Annotated in this window: 13 protein-coding genes; 12 read left to right on the top strand and 1 reads right to left on the bottom strand. The window is 57.5% G+C overall.

Going from position 1 to position 20,977, the window contains the following annotated elements:
* Nucleotides 1-2: 2 nt before the first annotated feature.
* The 12 genes from IFT76_RS01720 to IFT76_RS01665 all read left to right on the top strand — a co-directional run bounded on the left by IFT76_RS01720 (nt 3) and on the right by IFT76_RS01665 (nt 17,314).
* A complete protein-coding gene (locus IFT76_RS01720) occupies nt 3-797 on the top strand; it encodes an ABC transporter permease (RefSeq protein WP_192057215.1) in 795 nt (264 codons plus the stop codon).
* On the top strand, nt 794-2,008 hold the full coding sequence (locus tag IFT76_RS01715; protein ID WP_192057214.1) for an ABC transporter ATP-binding protein: 1,215 nt from the start codon (nt 794-796) through the stop codon (nt 2,006-2,008). Before IFT76_RS01720 ends, IFT76_RS01715 begins: the two co-directional genes overlap by 4 nt.
* A complete protein-coding gene (locus tag IFT76_RS01710) occupies nt 2,008-3,729 on the top strand; it encodes a class I SAM-dependent methyltransferase (protein ID WP_192057754.1) in 1,722 nt (573 codons plus the stop codon). Before IFT76_RS01715 ends, IFT76_RS01710 begins: the two co-directional genes overlap by 1 nt.
* A 68-nt stretch (nt 3,730-3,797) precedes the next feature.
* Nucleotides 3,798-6,956, top strand: a complete 3,159-nt coding sequence (locus IFT76_RS01705; protein ID WP_192057213.1) for a glycosyltransferase — start codon at nt 3,798-3,800, stop codon at nt 6,954-6,956.
* A gap of 219 nt (nt 6,957-7,175) precedes the next feature.
* The gene (gene rfbG, locus IFT76_RS01700; protein ID WP_192057212.1) at nt 7,176-8,258 is read left to right on the top strand and encodes a CDP-glucose 4,6-dehydratase; all 1,083 of its coding nucleotides are present in this window, start codon (nt 7,176-7,178) and stop codon (nt 8,256-8,258) included.
* A complete protein-coding gene (locus IFT76_RS01695) occupies nt 8,255-9,067 on the top strand; it encodes an NAD-dependent epimerase/dehydratase family protein (RefSeq protein ID WP_192057211.1) in 813 nt (270 codons plus the stop codon). The genes rfbG and IFT76_RS01695 overlap by 4 nt, the downstream gene beginning before the upstream one ends.
* The gene (locus IFT76_RS01690) at nt 9,067-10,056 is read left to right on the top strand and encodes a glycosyltransferase family 2 protein (RefSeq protein ID WP_122714168.1); all 990 of its coding nucleotides are present in this window, start codon (nt 9,067-9,069) and stop codon (nt 10,054-10,056) included. The genes IFT76_RS01695 and IFT76_RS01690 overlap by 1 nt, the downstream gene beginning before the upstream one ends.
* 10 nt (nt 10,057-10,066) lie before the next feature.
* Entirely contained in the window at nt 10,067-10,834 is a 768-nt protein-coding gene (rfbF, locus tag IFT76_RS01685; protein WP_122714167.1) for a glucose-1-phosphate cytidylyltransferase, read from the top strand.
* A gap of 8 nt (nt 10,835-10,842) precedes the next feature.
* A complete protein-coding gene (locus IFT76_RS01680) occupies nt 10,843-11,850 on the top strand; it encodes a lysylphosphatidylglycerol synthase transmembrane domain-containing protein (RefSeq protein ID WP_192057210.1) in 1,008 nt (335 codons plus the stop codon).
* Between the two features lie 30 nt (nt 11,851-11,880).
* Nucleotides 11,881-13,182 carry an NAD(P)/FAD-dependent oxidoreductase gene (locus IFT76_RS01675; RefSeq protein WP_185793498.1) on the top strand — a complete coding sequence of 434 codons (1,302 nt, stop codon included), beginning with the start codon at nt 11,881-11,883 and terminating at the stop codon, nt 13,180-13,182.
* 155 nt (nt 13,183-13,337) lie between these two features.
* Nucleotides 13,338-15,221, top strand: coding sequence for a hypothetical protein (locus IFT76_RS01670; RefSeq protein WP_192057209.1), 1,884 nt, complete (start codon nt 13,338-13,340; stop codon nt 15,219-15,221).
* A gap of 131 nt (nt 15,222-15,352) precedes the next feature.
* A complete protein-coding gene (locus IFT76_RS01665) occupies nt 15,353-17,314 on the top strand; it encodes a hypothetical protein (protein ID WP_192057208.1) in 1,962 nt (653 codons plus the stop codon).
* A 162-nt stretch (nt 17,315-17,476) separates the two neighbouring features.
* Here the strand turns inward: IFT76_RS01665 and IFT76_RS01660 are convergent, their stop codons facing one another.
* Entirely contained in the window at nt 17,477-19,831 is a 2,355-nt protein-coding gene (locus IFT76_RS01660; protein WP_192057207.1) for a DUF4214 domain-containing protein, read from the bottom strand.
* Nucleotides 19,832-20,977: the final 1,146 nt, after the last annotated feature.

The following is a 20,977-nucleotide window of genomic DNA, read 5'->3' as shown; positions in this document are numbered from 1 at the left end:
TTATGTTTGGCATGTTGAGAGGCATCTGGGACTACAGAGGCTTCATTGTAACTTCCATCAAGAACGAGTTCGTTGCGCGCTTTGCGCGCAGCAAACTGGGTGGCCTCTGGATGATCATTCATCCGCTGGCCCAGGTCGCCATCTACGCGCTCATCCTGTCCAACGTGCTCGGCGCCCGCTTGCCGGGCATCGACAACAAGTACGCCTACGCGCTGTACCTGATTGCCGGCATCCTGGCCTGGAACCTGTTCGCGGAAATCGTCGGGCGTTGCCTGACGGTGTTCATCGAGCAGGGCAACCTGATGAAGAAGATGCGCTTTCCGCGCATTGCGTTGCCGATCATCGTTGTTGGCTCTGCCATCCTCAATAATCTGCTGCTGTTCGCTGCTGTGTTGATCATCTTCGCCGCGCTGGGTCATGCGCCGAACATGCAGATGTTCTGGTTGATCCCTCTGACGCTGACCGTCGTTGCCTTGGCCGTCGGCATTGGCCTGATATTGGGCGTACTGAACGTATTCGTCCGCGACATCGGTCAGGTCATGCCGATCATTCTGCAGGTGTGGTTCTGGTTCACCCCGATCGTCTATTCGATAAACATCGTGCCGGAGTACCTGCGTGGCACGCTGGACGCCAACCCGATGTATCCCATCGTTGCCGCCTACCACAATGTACTGGTCTACAAAGTGCCGCCTGACATCCAACAAATTGGCATCACCGTCTTGATCGCTTCAGGCTTGATGTTGGTGGGCTTGTTCCTGTTCCGTCGCGCATCGGCAGAAATGGTGGATTCGCTATGACACTTCTAGCCGTCACCAATCTGGGCAAGGCGTATCGCACCTATCGCTCGGAGTGGCAGCGCATGGCGCGCTGGTTCTACCTTCCTGTGAAACCCACCGAAGAGCATTGGGTCCTCAAGCACATCAGCTTCGAACTGGGCGCTGGCGAAGCCATTGGCTTGGTGGGCCAGAACGGCGCAGGAAAGTCCACATTGCTGAAAATGATCACTGGCACTCTGCAGCCCAGTGAGGGAACGGTCCAGGTGAATGGCCGCATTGCTGCCATTCTGGAGCTGGGGATGGGCTTCAACCCTGAATTGACAGGGCGGCAGAACGTCTATCACGCCGCAGGTCTGATGGGGTTCAATGCCAGCCAAATCAATGGCGCGATCGATGACATCGAGGCTTTCGCCGAAATCGGCGAGTACTTCGATCACGCGGTACGGACTTATTCCAGCGGCATGCAGATGCGTGTGGCGTTTTCGGTAGCGACTGCATTCCGCCCGGAAATTCTGATCATCGACGAGGCCCTTTCCGTTGGTGACAGTTACTTCCAGCACAAAAGCTTCGGGCGCATCAAGGAGTACCAGAAAGCGGGTACTACCTTGCTGATCGTGTCCCACGACAGGGGCTCGATTCAGGCGCTGTGCAGTCGTGCGATCCTGCTGGATGGCGGCACCATCATCAAGGATGGCCCGCCTGAAGAAGTCATGGACTACTACAACGCGATCATTGCCCAGAAAGAAAACTCGGTGGTCGAAGTCAACACGCTGGCCGATGGCGGTCGCCAGACCAAATCTGGCAGTGGCAAGGCGTCCATCGACAGCGTAACGCTTTACAACACCGAAGGTGCCCCGGTCGAGTACATAGCGGTGGGCGAGGACGTGTGCCTGACCATCAAGGTCAAGATCAACGTTGAACTGCCAGAGTTGGTTGTTGGCTATGTGATCAAGGATCGCTTGGGTCAGGATGTCTTCGGCACCAACACTCACCATCTCAAGTGCGTGCGAACCGACCTGCAGGAAGGCGAAGTCTTGACATATGAATTTCGCTTCCCGGCCATGTTGGGTGTGGGTTCGTATTCCGTGGCCGTCGCACTGCACGCCACCGATAGTCATATCGCCGACAATTACGAATGGCGCGATCTAGCGCTGCTGTTCAACGTAGTCAACATGTCCAAAGGCAGCTTCGTCGGCTTGGCCTGGATACCTCCGACTGTGGAGTGCAAGTGATGGACGACAGTTTCTATCGCGCTTTCGAAGACCGCTATCGCGGATCTCGGGATTTGATCACCGAGCGACTGCGAGTCTATTTGCCATTTCTCGACCCGCTCAAAGACCTTTATCAAGATTATCCGATACTGGATCTAGGCTGCGGTCGTGGCGAATGGCTAGAGTTGCTTCAGCGTGAAGGTTACGCTCCCGTGGGTGTAGACCTGGATGAGGGGATGCTGCAGGCCTGCCAGGCGTTGGGTTTGCCTGCGCGTAACGCAGATGCCCTTGCCGCGCTCAAAGAGCTGCCGGACAACAGCCTGGTGGCCGTGACGGGCTTTCACATTGCCGAACACATTCCTTTTCCCGTTCTTCAGGAAGTGGTGGCCGAAGCCCAGCGCGTATTGCGCCCAGCCGGGCTGCTGATCCTTGAAACGCCGAATGCCGAAAGTCTCGTCGTGGGGACCAATACGTTCTATCTTGACCCGACCCACGAACGGCCACTGCCGGGTTTGCTGCTGTCGTTTCTGGCCGAGCATTCGGGGTTTGCCCGCGCTAAAATCGTCCGCCTTCAAGAGCGCTCCGAACTGCGCGCCGAAGACCAGAAAATCGGGGTGTGGGACGTGATTTCGGGCACTAGCCCGGATTACGCCGTAGTTGCGCAAAAGCCAGCTGCTGCCGAACAGCTCGAGACCTTTGCGTCTGCGTTCGACGTGGCCTATGGCGTCGCGCTGCACGAGTTGGCAATGCGTTACGACCATGCGATCGAGCAGCGCTTGAGCGCGATGGAAACCAAGCTGGCGGAAAATCCCGGCCAGGACCCCGGCGAGCAGTATGTTAGCTATCCAGGTCTGCAGGACGCGATTGAGCGTATCCATGCCCACCACGCGGAGCAATTGAAGCTGCTGCACGAGAATTTTCAGCATTCGGCCGAAGTTCACGAAGACCGCTTCAGTCAGGAAGCCCAGGCCCAGGAAGCACGCTTCGCGGGTGCGGTGCTGGCCCAGGAAGAACGTTTCACCGAAGCCGTACTGGCGCAGGAACAACGCTTCCAGGATCTGGTCATTGCTCAGGAGCAACGCTTCACTGATGCGCTAGGGGCACAGGAACAGCGCATCATCGAAGCGTCCTTCGCGCAGGAGCAAAGATTCAGCCAGGGAGTGGAGGCGCACCAGCATCGGTTCAGCGAAAGCGTGATCGAGCTGCAACAGCGTTGCTTCCACTTGCAGAACAGCCTGGCGCAAGCCCACGAGCACCACAGTAACGCGGTGCAGGAACTGGAGCAGGTTCGCAGCGAACTCAACGCTTCGCTGGGGCATGCCCATCATTGGTATCTGCGCGCCGTGGCCTACGAGCAGCAACTACAGGAGATGCAGAGCAGTACCTTCTGGCGCGTTACCAGTCCTGCCCGTTGGTCGGTCCATACGGTCCGCACCGCCCCCGGTGCAGCGGTGGGGATCGTGCGCGGCTCTGGTCGCAAGGTCTTGGGCGCGGCTGTTCAGTTCGTGCTGGGCCGCCCGATGCTGCATCAGCGGCTCAACACCGCCCTCAAGCGTTCTCCGCGCCTGTACATGGCACTCAAGAGCGTCGTGCACAACCATGGAATGATGCCCGATGCCGCGCTGGCGTCCAGTCTTCCTTCGGACAGTTCAGTGCCTGCGCACCTGGAGGGCCTGTCGGTCGAAGCACGTCAGATTTATCACGACCTGAAAAAAGCTATTGATCAAAAGGACCGGGGCTAATGCGGATTGTTATAGACATGCAGGGCGCTCAGGTTCATTGCGCTACCTCCGAGTCGCCTTGCTACGTCATGGACCTTGTAGAAAGCCTGGTCGAAAATTGCGGAGAGCACGAAATATTCCTGGCCCTGAGCAGCCTGCTCGACGGGACCATCGAAGCCATTCGTGCGAAGTTTCACGGTATATTACCCAGCGAGAACATTCGTGTCTGGTCGGCGCCTGGGCCTATTGACCTGCAGCATGGCGAAAACGGCGGGCGCGCCAAGGTAGCCGAGTTGGTGCGGGAAACCTTCCTGGCCAATCTCGAGCCGGACCTGTTGCTGCTGTCCTACCCATGCGCCACTACCAGCATTGAAGCTGCGTCGCTAATAAGTGCGTTGCCCAGCGGTATGTCGATCGGCGTGATCGTCGAAAGCGCGAGCGAGTTCGAAGAAGGCGTGCCGCGCCCGCAGTGGGTGCATCAGTTCGAACGGGAAGATCAGACTCACAGCATCTTGCTGCTGCGCCCGCTGGAAGCTGGAACCGTCAGCCAGGCGTTGGACATACCTATCGGGCGGATCATTTCGCTGACCACCGATTCGGCTACCGACTTCAACGAAGAAGACCTGCGTAGCGACGCGTTGACAGTGCTCGCGCTGTTGGAGCGAAGTGGCGTTCCCCCATTGGAGAAGCCGGCGTTGCGTCATCGCCTGGCTTATGTTTCGCCTTTGCCACCACAGAAAAGTGGCATTGCCGGGTACAGCGCCGAGCTGCTTCCCGAGCTCAGCGCTTACTATGATATCGACGTGGTGACGGGCCATCTGGAAGTAACCGACGCGTGGGTGCTGGACAACTGCACACTGCGCACCGTTGATTGGTTCCGGGAAAATGCCACAAGTTATCAGCGGGTTATCTATCACCTAGGCAACAACCCGATGCATGCCTTCATGTTCGAGTTGCTCGAGGACATTCCAGGCATCGTGGTGTTGCACGATTTCTATTTGGGCAACGTGCATTGGTATCGCCAGGCTCATGGGCTCAAACCCGGCGCATGGGTACAGGAGCTGTATCAAGGCCATGGTTACAAGGCGGTAGCGGACTTCTTCGAGGACGGCGTGCATGACACGCTTCCCCGCTATCCGGGCAGCCTGGGTGTGCTCAGCAAGGCGCTTGGCGTGATCGTGCATTCCGAATACTCACTGTCGCTGGCGCGGCACTGGTATGGCAACTCGGAACACTGCTCCATGATTCCTCTGCTGCGTGTTCCTGCGGCTGCACCCGACCGGGCCAGAGCACGTAAGGCACTGGGCTTAAAGCCCGACGACTTCGTGGTGTGCACCTTCGGTTTCATGGGCAAAACCAAACTCAACCATCGCTTGCTCACGGCGTGGGAAGATTCTGCGGTTTTGAGCCAGGACCGCAAGTGCAAGCTGTTCTTCGTAGGTCAGAACGAAGCGTCCGATTACGGCCAGGCCATCGAGAAACAGCTCAAAGCGCGCAGGCAAGCTTCAGGCGTGAATATCGTCGGCTGGACCGACAACTCGACCTACGAGCTGTATCTGGCTGCGGCGGACGTGGGCGTGCAGCTACGTGAGCTGTCACGCGGCGAAACATCGGCGGCCGTGCTTGATTGCTTCAACTACGGCTTAGGTACGATAGTCAACGCGAACGGCGCAATGGCAGATCTGCCCGATGACGTATTGATCAAACTGCCTGACCAGTTCAGCGACAGCCAGTTGACCGATGCCCTTGAGCAACTGCGCGGTCACCCCCAGTTCTGCCGTAAGTTGGGCGACCGGGCTGCTGCCTTTGTGCATGCCGATCACGCCCCAGCACAGTGCGCCAAGCTGTACATGGAGCGAATCGAAGCTCACTACGAAGAACACAGCCGCTACAAGACCTTCGTGGCGTCGGTGGCCAACGTAGTCGCCAGCGACGAAGCCAACGTCGATATCCTTGAAACCTCCAAGTGCATCGCGCTCAACCAGCCACCGACCATCGGCCTGCGTCGTATCTATGTCGATGTATCTGCCATGGCGCGCGTTGATTTGCGCACCGGCATTCAGCGCGTGGTACGCGCGTTACTGCTGGCACTGATCGAGTCGCCGCCGCCAGGCTACCTGTTCGAGCCTGTGCTGCTGAGTAACGTGGGTGGTGCATGGCACTGGCGCTACGCGCGCAGCTTCATGATGACGCTCATGGGCTGCGCCAACGAATGGCTGCGCGATGACCCGGTCGACATGCAGCCTGGAGAGCAGTTCCTAGGCCTGGATTTCTGCGGCTCGTACACCGTGGAAGGCGGCAAGGCCAAGGTCTTTGCTCGTATGCGCGAGCGGGGTGTAAGAACGTCGTTCGTTGTCTACGACCTGATCCCCATCCTGTTCGAGGAGCACTTCCCGCCAGGTACCAAGGATGCCCATGCCCAGTGGCTGTATGAAATCACCCAAGCCGATTCTGCCCTGTGCATTTCTGCGGCCGTTGCTCACGACCTTCAGTATTGGCTGGCTGTACACGGCGCCCCGCGTCCGGATCACAAACGCCTGGAAACCAGTTGGTTCCACCTGGGCGCCGACCTGAACTCGTCGGTGCCCAGCAGCGGTATGCCGGACGGGGCAGCCGAGATTCTCGCACGCCTGCGCAGTGCACCGAGCTTCCTTTCGGTAGGCACCATCGAGCCGCGCAAGGGTTACGCCCAAACGCTGGCGGCATTCGACCTGTTGTGGGGCGAGGGCGAGGAGCTGAACTTGGTCTTCGTCGGAAAGGAAGGTTGGATGGTCGAGAAGCTCGCGGCCAGTCTGCGCAAGCATCCACAGCTGAACAAGCGCCTGTTCTGGCTGGAAGGCATCAGCGACGAATACCTCGAGAAGCTGTACGAGTCTTCGTCGTGCCTGCTTGCCGCTTCGGAAGGAGAGGGGTTCGGTCTGCCATTGATCGAGGCCGCCCAGCACGAGTTGCCGATCCTTGCGCGCGCGCTGCCAGTGTTCCGTGAGGTAGCAGGTGAACATGCCGCCTTCTTCGAAGGGGATACGCCGCGGGCCTTGGCCGATGCCGTGCACCAGTGGGTCCGCAACGATGCCGAGGGCAACACCATTCGTTCCGACGAGATGCCGTGGCTGACCTGGAAGCAAAGTGCGGAGCAATTGAAGAAAGCGCTGTTCGGTATCGAACAGACAGCGCCGTCGACGATCGCCCATGCCGATGCCGCGCTCGATACCGCGCAGGAAACGGAGCGCACTCGGCAGGAATGCTGAGGTGTCAAAGGGGGCGCTGATGTTGCCCCTTGCAGTCCTTCAAAGCATTGCCCTGGTGGCGTTCATAGCCAATGACCGGGGCAATGGCAGGGCGCCGGGGCGGCTATCGGCCGGCCCCTGTGATACCCAAATGGCTGTTTCCAAGGTATTATTGGCGGCTATATGCGTTCTCCCGTTCGTGGGTCAGGACCGAACTAAACCATTGACGGTGCACGTGTGATGACATCCAGCCTGAAGATTGAAAACCAACTTGTTGGCAAGAAAATTCTTGTAACGGGACACACCGGTTTTACCGGAAGTTGGGCATGCCTTTGGTTGACATCTATCGGTGCGAAAGTTGCCGGTTATGCTCTGGCTCCGGATACATCCCCTTCGCTCTATGAGCAAATGGGTCTGGATCAGGACGTCGACAGTACGCTGGGCGACATCTGTGATTTCGAATCACTGCACAAGGCCGTCGAAGCCTTTCAGCCTGAATTGATTCTCCACCTGGCCGCCCAGCCCTTGGTGCGCAAATCCTATCGCGAGCCGGTTCAGACGTTCCTCGTCAATGCCCAGGGAACCGCTCATGTGCTGGAAGCGGCACGCCTGGTCAAGAGCGTGCGTGGTGTGCTGTGCATCACCACTGACAAGGTCTACAAGAACAACGAGTGGGCCTGGCCCTACCGCGAAAACGACCCGCTGGGTGGCAAGGATCCGTACAGCGCCTCTAAAGCTGCAGCGGAAATGATCATTCAGAGCTATGCGGCTTCCTATCCTTTCTCCGAAGGGCAGGGGCCGGCGATTGCCACCGCCCGCGGCGGTAACATCATCGGAGGTGGCGACTGGTCGGAAGATCGCCTGGTGCCTGACTTCGTCCGCGCCGCTATCGAAGGTCAGCCGATGACCCTGCGCTACCCGGACGCGACACGCCCATGGCAGCACGTCCTGGCGTTGGTACATGGTTATCTGGTTATCCTCGGTGAACTGGCATCAGATAACCCGCAGCGCGTCGCCAAGGCCTGGAACCTCGGTCCTCAGGAACTCAAGCAGTACTCGGTCAGAAGCGTTCTGGAACTCATGAGCGAGCACTGGCAGCGCCCCGACCTCAAGTACATGGACAACCCACTGCCCGAGGCGGGCTCGCTGGCGCTGGACAGCTCCATCGCGCGAAACCAGCTGAACTGGATTCCCGTGTGGGATACCGAGGAAGTCGTTCGGCAGACAGCCATCTGGTATCGCGATTTCTACGCCAATCCAGAAAAAGCCCGCGAGATCACGTTGGCCCAGGTCAACGAATGGCGCGCGGGCATTCAGGAGTGATCTATATCCTGGGCGGACGGGGCAGGTTGGGTCAGGCATTTTCTGCGCTCTACGAGCCGAGCGAGTTCATCTGCCTCGACAGGGCGGATTATGAGGCTTGGCCAACAGCAGGTGCCGACGCTGTCAGGTCGTACTTTTCCCAGGTCAAATCTGCACCCTCGGTTATCTACGTCTGTTCGGGTCTGCTGGACCCGCGCCTGAGCGACGAAGCGTTGCTGGCAGTCAACTATCACCTGCCGCGCACGGTGATCGAAGGCGTCGAAGGTCTCGGAACAAAAGTCGTTACGTTCGGTACGGCCATGGAACATGGCATGACCGACAATCGCTATGTCAAAAGCAAGGTCAGGCTCGGCGAATTCGTGGAGCAGGCCAACGCGGCGGGTGCGAGGGCGACGCATGTACGCATCCACACGCAATACGGTGAGGGCGAGCCGAGCTCGTTCATGTTCCTGGGGCAGATATTGACTGCGCTGCGCAGTGATACCGCCTTTGCGATGACTTTGGGCAAGCAGCTGCGTGAATATCACCATGTGGAAGATGACGCGCGGGCCATCAAGGCTTTGGTGTCGAGCGACGTTATCGGTCCGGTTGACCTGGCCCATGGCCAGCCGGTAACCCTGCGCAGCCTCGCGCAGGCCGTCTTCGAATCCCAGGGCAAGACTCATCTTCTGCAGGTAGGCGCCGTACCGGAACCTGCGCAGGATAATTTCGACAGGGTCTTTAGCGTCCCTGAGTCACTCAAGACCCATTCGTTCAGAGACACGCTGCCAGCGGTCGTTGAATACATGAAGTCAAGGATGAATGGTTAATGCAAGGTTCCGATACGCACATGCTTGAATCAAACAAAAAGCCTTTGGTTTCGATATCGATTCCGGTCCTCAACGAGTCGGGCAATCTCGCAAACCTTTACAAGCGCCTGGTTGCACTGGGCACGAAGATGGAAAGTCGTTGCGACTTGGAATTCGTTTTCTCTGACAACCACTCCGATGACGCAACCTGGGACATGCTCACCGAGCTGGCCGCAACCGACCCGCGAGTTCGTGCCATCCGGTTTTCCAAGAACTACGGTTTCCAGCGTTCGATTCTTGCTAACTACATGCATACCAGCGGTGATGCCGTCATGCAGATCGATGCCGATCTTCAAGACCCGCCCGAATTGCTGGAAGCGTTCTTCGAACGCTGGCAGGAAGGTTTCGACGTCGTCTATGGCGTGCGCCGCAAGCGCCCGGAAAGCTGGTTGCTGAACAACTTTCGCCGCGTGGGCTACTGGGCAATCGACAAGGTCAGCGAGCATCCCATCCCTCGCGATGTCGGCGATTTTCGCCTGATCGACCGCAAGGTAGTCAACGTACTGCTCAAGACCAAGACCGCCAACCCGTACCTGCGGGGCATGATCGCAGGTATAGGTTTCAACCAGACTGGCATCGCCTATGACCGCGACGCGCGGGTGGCTGGTGAGAGCAAGTTCAACGTCAACCGTCTGGTTCGCTTGGGTCTGACGGCGGTGTTCAACCATTCGACCGTGCCGCTGCGAGCCGCTTCCTTCGTCGGCAGCCTGATCCTCGCAGCGAGCCTGATCGGCGCACTCTATTACGTGATACTCAGGTTATTCCACCCTGAGCTGCCGCCTGGTCTTGCCAGCATTCACATCCTGGTGTTGTTCGGTATTGGCTTGAATTCATTCCTGCTGGGTATCATCGGCGAATACATTCTGCGTATCTATCTGGTCCTGCGCGCTGACCCTGTCGCGGTGATCCAGCAAAGTCTCAATTTCGATCCCTCCGATCTCAAATTATAAGGAGCGTAATATGAAAGCTGTCATTCTGGCCGGTGGCCTGGGTACTCGCATCGCAGAAGAGTCGGACACCAAGCCAAAACCGATGGTCGAGATCGGCGGCAAGCCGCTGCTGTGGCACATCATGCGTTCGTACGCCAATCACGGCATCAAGGACTTCGTCATCTGCCTGGGCTACAAGGGCTATGTCATCAAGGAGTTCTTCTTCAACTACTACCGCCACATGTCGGACATGACCATCGACCTGTCAACCGGCGATACGCAGATCCTCAACAGCCAGGCCGAAGACTGGAAAATCACGCTTGTCGACACCGGCCCTGAAACCATGACCGGTGGCCGTCTCAAGCGCGTTGCTCCCTATTTGAACAACGAAACGTTCTGCCTGACCTACGGTGACGGCCTGTCCGACATCAACATCAGTGCCGAAGTAGAGTTTCACCGTCAGCACGGCAAGTTGGCCACCGTTGCTGCGGTCCAGCCCCCTGGCCGTTTCGGCGTACTGAACATCGACGCCCACAATGCCGTGTCGAGCTTCGAAGAAAAACCAAGCGACGAGATTGGCTGGATCAACGGCGGCTTCTTCGTCCTTGAGCCCGAAGTCATCAAGTACATCGATGGCGACAGCATTTCCTGGGAGCGCGAGCCGCTGACAAACCTGGCCAAGGACGGACAACTGTCTGCATTCCACCACACAGGTTTCTGGCAGCCTTGCGACACGCTGCGTGACAAGCGCGAGCTCGAAGCCCTGTGGGCCGCCAACAAAGCCCCGTGGCGGATCTGAGCAAACACATGACTCAAGCGACAGCGGTAAAAGAAAGGCGTTGGATCAAGCACCTGATAGGGGGCGGCATCACGCTCATCTGTCTGGCGGCGATTTTCCGTCTGGTGAAGTTCTCCGAAGTAGTTGACGCCCTCAAGCAGTTCGAATGGCACTACCTGATCCTGGGTGTGCTGTCCCTGGCGTTCGGCTACTGCGTGCGGATCTTCCGCTGGTCGGTGATGCTTTCGGCTACGGGTAACCACGTCAGCTTCAAGAACTGCGCCGCGCCGTTCCTGGGTGCGATTGCGCTCAACAATGTGCTGCCGCTGCGTCTGGGTGACGTGGTTCGTGCGCTGGTATTTCCGAGCGCCATGGGCGTGACGAAAACTGCAGCGGCAACCAGCCTGGTGGTCGAGCGCCTGATCGATCTGGTCACACTGCTGGCTTGCCTCGCCCTGGGCGTGCTCGCCATCCAGACGCTGCAAGTCCCGCCTGCATTGCGCGAAAGCGCAGTGGTGCTGGCACTGCTGGGCGGTATCGCCCTCGCCGTGGGCTTCTTCTTCTCCGGCAGTTTCGCGCGCCTGTTCAACAAGCTGGGCGGCGGCACTGAAGCGAGTAGGGGTTCGGCCAAACTGCAGCAGATTTTCCGCACCATCGCTGGCCTGTTCGAAAGCTTCGACGTGATGTCGCGCCCGCGCGTGCTGGGCTCGATGCTGCTGTTGTCGGTTCTGGTCTGGATGGGCGAGGCGGGGTTGTTCTATTTCGCCCTGCAAGGTCTTGGCCTCGAGGCGACGCCGTTGATGGCTCTGCTGGTCATGGCGATCACCACTCTGTCCACGCTTGCGCCGTCTTCACCCGGTTATGTAGGTCCGTTCCACCTCGCGGCATTCACCGCAGTTTCCCTGATCGGCGGTACCTCCGCGCAAGCGGGCAGTTACGCCGTGATCGTACACCTGGCGCTTTGGCTGCCGACCACTATCGTCGGTGCTCTGGCCATCTGGTCCCGGCCGGCTCTGTTCAAGGCCGCCCGCAAGTGATCAAGACCCTATCCATTCTGGTAATCATCAATGAATAACTACGACGTAGTGATTGTAGGGGGCGGTTTTACCGGCCTCACCGCAGCGTATGTACTGGCCAAGCAAGGCAAGAGCGTACAAGTCATCGAAGCGGACTCCACCCCTGGCGGCCTGGCCGGTATTTTCGAATTCGACGATGGCGTGCGTGTAGAGAAGTTCTACCACCACTGGTTCAACAACGACGTGTTCGTACCTGAACTGGTCAAGGAACTGGGTCTGGAAGGCGACGTGATTCTGCTGCCGACCCGCACCGGCATGTATTTCAACGGCCGCATGTGGAAACTCTCCACGCCGCTGGACCTGCTGCGCTTCAAGGCACTGTCCTTCGTCGACCGTATTCGCCTGGGCCTGCTGGTGTTCCAAGTGCGCAAGATCAAGGACTGGAAGTCCATCGAGCACCTGAGCATTCGTGAATGGCTGGAAGGCATGTGCGGCAAGTCGGTGTACAAGGTGGTCTGGGAGCCGTTGATCGACTCCAAGTTCTCCGTCTACGCCGAAGCCGTCAACGCCGTGTGGATGTGGAAGAAGCTGGTACTGCGCGGCAGCACCCGTAACGACAAGGGCGGCGAAGAGCTGGCCTACTTCAAGGGCGGTTTCGGTCGCCTGGCTGAAGCGCTGGTCTCGGCCATCCGCGAGCACGGTGGCGAAGTGACCTTGAACACCAAAGTCCAGGGCCTGGTCACCGAAGGCAAGCAGATCACCGCCGTGACCACTGACAAGGGCGAGATCGCCGGCAAGAAGTTCCTGTTCACGCCGTCGTTCCCATTGATCGCCGACCTGTTCGAAGGCAAGGCCGACGACCAGTGGCTGGCCAAGCTGCGCCGCGTCAAGTACCTGGGCAACATGTGCCTGGTGCTGCGTTTGAAGCACAGCCTGTCCGATACCTACTGGCTGAACGTCAACGACCCGGGCTTCCCGTTCGTGGGCGTGATCGAGCACACCAACTTCGACACCCCTGAAAACTACAAGGGCACGCACATCGCTTACCTGTCGCGCTACCTGGCAACCCAGGATCCGGTGTGGGGCTATAACGACGAACAGTACCTGGACTTCGCCTTGGGCCACCTCAAGCGTATGTTCCCAAAGTTCGAGAAGGACTGGGTAGTCGACTACAAGGTATGGCGCTCCGAATACGCACAGCCGGTGACCGAGCGTAACTATTCGCAGTACGTGCCAGATGCCTCGACGCCGTACGACAACGCCTTAATCTCGACCATGGCGCAGATCTATCCGGAAGACCGTGGTACCAACTACGCCATTCGCGAAGGCCGAGCCATCGCCAAGCGGCTGTAAATACGGTTGCACAGGTAGGGTAAATCTCCGGGTGTCTGACCAGTGCAGACGCCCGGAGCCGTTTTTGAAGGGTCCCATAAAGGATGATGGGTACGCTCATCTTGGAGAAGCAAATGCACGCAGGAAATGTGCCGTCAAAGCTGATGGTCTGTTTGATGTTCGTGGCTTTGGCGCTATTGGTAGCGCTCAACATCGACGCGCTGTGGGGGCATGCCGTTGACCTGGCCCACCACTACGTACTGGTGTTCAGGATAGGCGAGCAATTCAACCTCGGTAATCCCACCGATCCCTCCATGGGCGAGATGAATTTCTACCCTCGGCTGAGCCACATCGTGGCTGCGGTCGCAGGCTTCATAGTGGGTTCGCCGTTGCTCGGCTTGCACCTGACCGCGCTGCTTTCACTTTTCCTGATCTGGTTTTGCTACGTCTACCTGCTGGGCACGCTGCCGCGTGCGTTGGCGGTTGCGAGCATCGTCTGCCTTGCCGTGCTCTCATTTCTCAACAAGCGGGTCTTCCACCTGGAAGTGCACGGCGCAGAGCTGGTCGACAACTACTTCTTCTCTCAGTTGATGGCGCAAAGCGTGACCATGCTGGTCATCGCGATCGGTCTGCTGTCCGAGCGCAAGGCCGGCCGCTGGTGCGCCTACTTCGTTCTGGTCATGGGCATCTTCATCAACACCGGCATACACCTGTTGCCCACCCTTGAGCTGCTGGGTGTGCTTGGTTTTGTGTTACTTGTGGATGGCATCAAGGTTCGCCGTTCGGACCCGCGACTGAGGGTCTGGCTGCTGCCGGCACTCATCGTCCCGGCCTGTGCGTTGGCTGGCGTACTGATCAATCCGGCATTCGCTGCCATGCGCCAGATCGCGGATAACAACGGCGGCCTGGGCTTTGATCGAATCAGCTACCCGGTGGGTTTGATCACCGTTTGCCTGGCTGTAATGGCGATGTCCATTACGGCCGCGTGGGCCTACTTGCGACCTCATGGCCAGTACGCCTGGCCCGTGCTCAAGTACCTGTCGGCGCTAGGCATGGCCATGGCCACGCTCTGCCTGTTGCAGATGGTTCTGGCGCAGTTTGGCTATGGCTCCGATTACGCAGTCAAGAAGTACGGAAACGGGCTGCTGACGCAATTGTTGGTGCTTGCCAGTGTCGGCTTGGGCGCTCTGGTCCTGCGTCGGCCCCGAATCCGAGCGTTGCAGTTGCCGGGTTGGCTGTTTGCACCCAGCGCGGCCGTACTGTTCTTCTGTATCGCAACCAACGCCACGCCGCGCAAGAGTGATTTCGACGTGTCCGAGCTCGTACAGCTCGAAAAAAGCATGACCGGCTTGCTGGCCAGCCAGTACACACCGGCAGTGTCGCCCAAGCAGGATGTGGTGATAGGTCTGAGCAAGGAGCCGACCTTCGACTACATGTTTACCTTGGCGATCGCTCGTACCTCACGCAAGTACGCCACACCTGAAATCTTCTACACCCACGCCATTACCGATTTCAGCAAGTACGACAATGTCATCACCGCGCCCGGTACTCCCCGTTATGACAGCCCCCAGTGCCGGCGCAACAGCAACCGTCTACTGGTAGTCAACTCGGCCGCGTGCCTGGCGACGTTGGCGCAAGAGGTTGAAAAGCAGCAGACCTCCTTCGATTTTACCTCCGACAGCACCTTGCCTGTGGGCAGCATCGACGGTTTCAGCGTTCCAGAGGCACACGGGCGCTGGATGCAGACCCCACGCGGGCGCTTTACTTGGCTTCGACCCAGCGTTGCTCCCAATACCCTGAAGGTAAAAATCACGCCTTTCCTGAGCGCCGCTCATCCGCGACAAAGACTGTTGATCAAGGTCAATGGCCAGCGCGTGTATGAAGGAGAGTTTCTCTATGAAGGCTTGGTAGAACCCATTCAGGTTGCAATCCCGGCACCCACCGAGCGTGGCTACGTGGTCGAGTTCGACGCGCCCGACGCCATCTCACCCAAGGCACTGGGATTGAGTGAAGACACTCGAGAATTGAGCTTCTCGGTTAAGGAATTGACGTTTGAGTAACAGCAGTCCTTCGCCAACTCCTGCCGACATCCATCGTGGGCGAGATAGAACGGGGTATCGCCTTAAACATTTCCAACCCGCCGCTGCCGGCCTGACAGCCCCAGCGGTAAGCATGCACGGAAGTCGACTTTATGCGTGACACGAAAACCGTACTTCACCAGCCGCAACAACGTCATATGGGCGTCTACGTAGGCATTTGCCTGGCCCTGCTGTTCCTCTATTTGCTGTTGAGCCGCCTGGCGCCCGTGCGCGTGGGTGATGGCTCGGAGTACTACGCCATGTACCTGGCCTGGCGCGATACGCTGCGGCCTTGGATGAACCCCGCATCGTTCGCCTCCTACCAGCAGCTCTATTCGGAACACGGCATCGCCGATCTGGTCACGCTGGAGTGGCTGCAGACCGCGTTTCCTGCACTCCAACTTGGTGACATGGCTGATTTCAACCACTTCTGGTTCTACAGCTTCCTGGCCTTTGTCGTCAGCAAGGCAGTAAGCCTCGTAGGGCTGGTTCTTGTGCCCCACCAAGCGTTCCTGGCGCTGCACTGGCTCTTGCTATGCATTACCGGTATGACCGCTTACCGGTTGTATGGAAAGCGCGGCATCGGCGTCTTCACGGTGCTTACGCTTTTCTCTCCCATGCTTTGGTTCACAGACAAGGTTCACACAGAAGTGCTGACCTACTGTCTGACCTTGATGGGCATCATGTTCGTCTTTTCCAGGCTGTACCTGGCGGGTGCGTTGGCCATCGGCATTGCCGCCACGCAAAACCCGAGTTTCGCGCTGGTAGCGTTCATTCCGTTCGCCTATCGCTTCGTGCTGTTGCGCACGCAACGTTTCACCCTATTCGAAGTGTGCCTGGTAGTCGGCACCGCCTTTGCCGTAATGGCGCACCCGGTCTACTACTTTCTAAGATTCGGTGTGATCACACCGCAACTGCTCGCCGGTGGCGCTTCCTTAGGCAGTAATCTGTCGACGTTCTATATCTGGATCCTCGATCCGGACCTGGGCCTGTTGCCGAACTGGCCGGTAGGTGTGTTCTTCATCCTGACCGCTGTGGCGCTGTTGAAATGGGCGAAACCCAGAGCCGGGGAGGGTGGCGACAGGGCCTTCTATGTTTTCCTGGGCGCCTTCTTCCTCATCAACTTCTATGCTCATTCATCGACCATAAACCTCAACTCCGCAGGCACCCCAGGTGTCGCCCGTTACTCGCTGTGGTACCTGCCGGCATTCTTCCCGGTTGTCTATTTCGTCGCACGCTGCCTACCCTTCGGGCGCGTCATGACAGCGCTGTGGACCTTGATGCTACTGGCTCTTGGGATCTATGGCATACAGCAAAACAATCCCGTCAAGCCCGAGCAATATTCGTCTCCTTCGTGGTTGTCCAACGTCATTCAGACCAACGTCCCAGGCATTTACTACCCGCCAGCCGAAGTGTTCACCGAACGCTACTCCGGGTATGGCGAAGCCATCAAGGTGTTGAAGCCGCGTGCGGTACTTGGGCCTGACTGTCACAAGCTGTTTGTCTTCGCAGGCCAACGCGAGCGCATGGTCACAGCACCGTCGTTATGCACCCTCGACCTCAAAAAGCTGGAGAATCTGGTAGAGACCGACTTCGCGGGAGTGACCGAAGACCAGTATGTCCAACTCAGCAAAGACCAACTTGCTTCTGCCGCATTCATAATGGTTCCCGGTAGCTATCAGGTAGGCACCACTGGCACCGGCTCACCCATGATAGGTGATGGCTGGTTTGCTACAGAGCCGTGGGGACGGTGGTCGAGCGCGAACGCTACGCTGGTATTGCCGTGCAACTCGGCGCAACCCTACGCAGGGAAAGGGAGCCTCAGCCTGACCCTGCACGTCGAAAGCTTTGCAGATCAACCTGTACAGATCAGCCAAGACGGCAATGTTCTGTTCGACGGGGCTTTGCCTGCGGATGGCTTGATCCCGGTCAAGGTGAAAGTGGATAGCTGCAAAGTCCCGATCCTGACACTGGATGTGCATGTAGAGAATGCGAAGTCAGCGCTTGAGCGAGGGCTGTCGGATGATCCCCGGCGGCTGGGCGTAGGGTTGCGAGAAGTTGAGCTGTTGCCTTAAGGAAAGATGCATAGCCTAGCGTTGACGCTAGGCTATGCATGATAAATGCCCGAAGAACGCGATCAGGGCTGCAAATGCGTTTTCCGATCAGCCAGATCGGATGAAATCTTGCGAGGATTTGCCACGGCAAAGGTGATTCACCCAATCTCTAACGCGAGTTCATCAAACCCAATCAGCGTGCCCAATCAATTGAATGAACCCGGCATCCCCTTGGGTCAGTGCGACGGACTCTTCCACGTTGGCGATATCAAATGCCACCTGTCCGCGACTTGTACCTGTGTCCAGCGAGTGGACCCAATAGGCCAAACCGTCAGCATCGCTGCCTCTGTTTAGCACCTTGTGATAAACATGGTCGACAAAGGCTGCGTTGCTGTCATCGGGCAGGCCCTGGGAAAATTCGGCAGATTGCACAAATGCATTCGCAACCTGGGTACCGGTCTCGCTCGCGGCGCCTTGAGACAGCCAGTACTTCAGGCCTTCGGTATCGGGAATACGATCCAGAATGGTGTACAGACGACCAATGCTTGCCTGCGCTGCGTCGAGAATGAACAGCTCGCGATCTGCGAAATCGAGCACGTTGAAGCTATCAAGATTGAACTGCGCAGTAGATCCCGACGACCGGCTGACTGATAGCGTGTCGGTATCGAGTGCGCTGATCGTGTAGGCGGATGCAACATCGTTGAAAATGAAGGTGTCGATACCAGAGTTGCCGACCAGATGGGAAACCCCATTGCTATCAAGCCTGACTTCCTGCTCACTGATCTGGTCATCGCCAACCGTGCCGGTGGCCAAGCCTTTGCCCACCACCATATCCAGATTGTTCCAGGCGTTATGAGCCACGATCTTTATAAATCCCGTCTCGCCTTGCGACAGGTCGCGGCTCTCGCGCGAATTCAGGAAGCTATCAATGACCGCTGTTCGACTCAAACCAGCCTGCTGCAGCGTGTTCCAGTAAGCCACACCTGCGTCATCGCCTGTGCGATGCAGAAGGGTCTGGTAGAGGTCAAGCACAAAGTCTCGATTATCTAGCCCGCTGTAGCGCTGCACCACTTCAGCGGAATTCAGAAAGGCATCGCGAATCTCTGCCTGCGAACTGCCCATCGCCTGTTGCGTCAGCCAGTGATTCAAGCCCTGGTAATCAGGCGTGCGTCCGAAGAGTGTATAGAGCCTGGCAACGTCAGCCTGACTCTCGGTGAGCGCGATGTGATGAAGCTCCGAGCCGAAGCTTAGCGAGACAATGGCGTCACTGTCGGCGTTGAACGTCCCGTATCGGCTACGGAAAGCCATCAGCACTTCGTCGAGAGTGGCGGTTTGGTCCATGAAAGCCAGCTTTTCGATGCTTGAAAGCATGTCCACGTCGGAAGTTTGCGCATCGTGAACGCTGAGGGTGCCTTGGCTTAAAAGCTCGGCTTTGTAAGTTGCAAAGTATCTGGCACCTGCTTCGGCATACATCGCTGTGTCCGTGCCGCTACCACCATTAAGCATGTCCGAGCCAGTCCCACCCATTAGCCGATCGTTGCCATCGCCGCCTTGCAGTTGGTCATTGCCCGCGCCCGCATCAAGAAAATTACCTATTGCATTGCCGATCAGCGTATCTGCGCCTGCACCGGTGACGGCATTCTCGATGACCGTCCCGCGTGCGATTGCAATATTCGATAGACCGCCGTATACGCTGGAAAAAGCTTCGCTTCTCAAATCGACTGTCTGGGCGCCGACATAGGTGCTCACGTTGATCGTGTCGTTGCCGCCCGAATCATAGATCGTGGCTACCCGGCCGAGCATGAAGTCGGTTCCGGTTGTGGCGTCAGCCGTGTCGAAACGGTAAATATCATCACCCGTACGGGTGACGGCGGTGCCGTACAGCGACTGGATGGCCACGATGTCTGCCAGCATGGGGGTCACGACGTAGCCAAAAGAAGCATTGGAATACGTATTCTCGTCCTGACTGAAGTAGGACATCACCGAATACTTCCAGCTGTCCTCCTGGTAAAACGCATTGTTGGGAAAAGCCGCGCTGCCGTTGTAATTGCCCGCATGGCCCAACCCCAACGCGTGGCCGATTTCATGAATGTAGGTTTGCACATAATACGAACCGTACTTCACCCAATCCGAAGCGACGTTGACGCTGCTGTTCGAGATAATGCTGCCTGCATAGTTGGAGCTGGAGTAGGCACCGCTTTTGTTTTCGCTAAAATTGATCGCGCCGGCGGCGGCTGTTTCCACGAATTTGATGCCACTGACGTTTGTCCAGGTTTGCAGCGCATACTTAGCAACAACCTGCGCGGTTGAGCTTAACCTGGCCAGGTTGACGGTGAGTGAGCCACCAGCGTGCACGTCAAAATGGTGCTGGGAGCCGCCAGTGGCGTCGTGCCAAAAGCCATCGGTGAGGTAGCTTGCTTGCTGGTCCAGCGTCAGATGCTGAAGCTGGGCTTGGGAGGTGGGTGTCTGTGTGCTCACACCCTGGCTGGTCGCTCCGTTAACCCAGAGTTGGGTGAGCGCATCGCACATCGAACACATGTAAAAAACTCCAGGGCAGGCATGTCTGGCCGTGTCAAGAACGCAAGAATCGGGGATGAATCGGTAATGAGTTCAAGCCGCTGAGCCTGGCTTGAAAACTGGCGTTGTGTTTCGCGTACGTCTGACCGGCCTTGGTCTTAATGACGGTGCTGCTATTTGCGAAGGTAGGTCACGGCACGTCCGACGACACACGATGCCCATTCCTGATGACCTTATCGGCATGCTTTCTCGTGACTGAAGGGGGGTGTTCCTCGAGTCGACGAAATACACGTGGACGACGCAGGGGGAAGCACTCAGGCTAATCAGGTGCTGTCGCAAGAGCGTGGCGGTATCACTCTGGCAAACATATCGTTTACGCATAAGGACCAAAACAAGAGGACCTTGACGGCTGAAGCAACCGGGTGGAGCGGGAAACGTCGATTCCGAGGAGGCCACTGCTCGCTGGCTGAATCGGGAGCACTTGCGCGCGTGCTGGGATATGCACGACAAGACGTGCGCGTGTACCGCATGGAGCAAGTCAGCGCAATGCAGTCGCATTCGTAACTTCCCCCTTTAGGGACAGACGCATAGCCTAGCGTCGGCGCTAGGCTATGCGTAATAAATTCCTCAACAAATCAACGAATGGTGTTCCTGAATTCGTGTTTACCGCGTCGGTGGGCGATCAACACCAGGCTGCGCATCTGCGACGTTGTCCATCTAGGTAGTCTGAAGAGGCGCAGTTACGGCGTTACCGTATCAGCTATTTACAGGATTACAAATCCGCGGCGACAAAGAGATAATAGGATAGTCTGCTATTTTGGCCGGCCAATATTTCCTCTGATTTATCTAAAGCTAGTTTGGTTTATCCTGCAGCGTTTGCCCGGGGAAAAATTATTTGAATTTTTTTCGGGCTAGGCAGGTATGGTCTGGATTATGCCGAGTAAGACTAAGAGTTGCGGCGCCAAAAAATAAGTAACACGATTTCGCTGTATGTCGAAGCTAGCTAGCATTTAATTAATATTCCGGGCGCTAAAGAAATATCTCATGTGACTGGCTTCAGGCGAGACTTTGAACAGATAAAATAAAGGCGCATACGCCAGAAACAGAACTTTTTGAGCATGGAGCATTTACTTGGTTTCAGGTTTTATTGAAGAACACAGAAAGGAC

Origin of the sequence: Pseudomonas sp. CFBP 13727 (assembly GCF_014841915.1) — a bacterium.
GTDB lineage: Bacteria > Pseudomonadota > Gammaproteobacteria > Pseudomonadales > Pseudomonadaceae > Aquipseudomonas > Aquipseudomonas baltica.
Note: the sequence above shows the minus strand (reverse complement) of the source record. Positions and strands in the feature narration are given on the sequence as shown.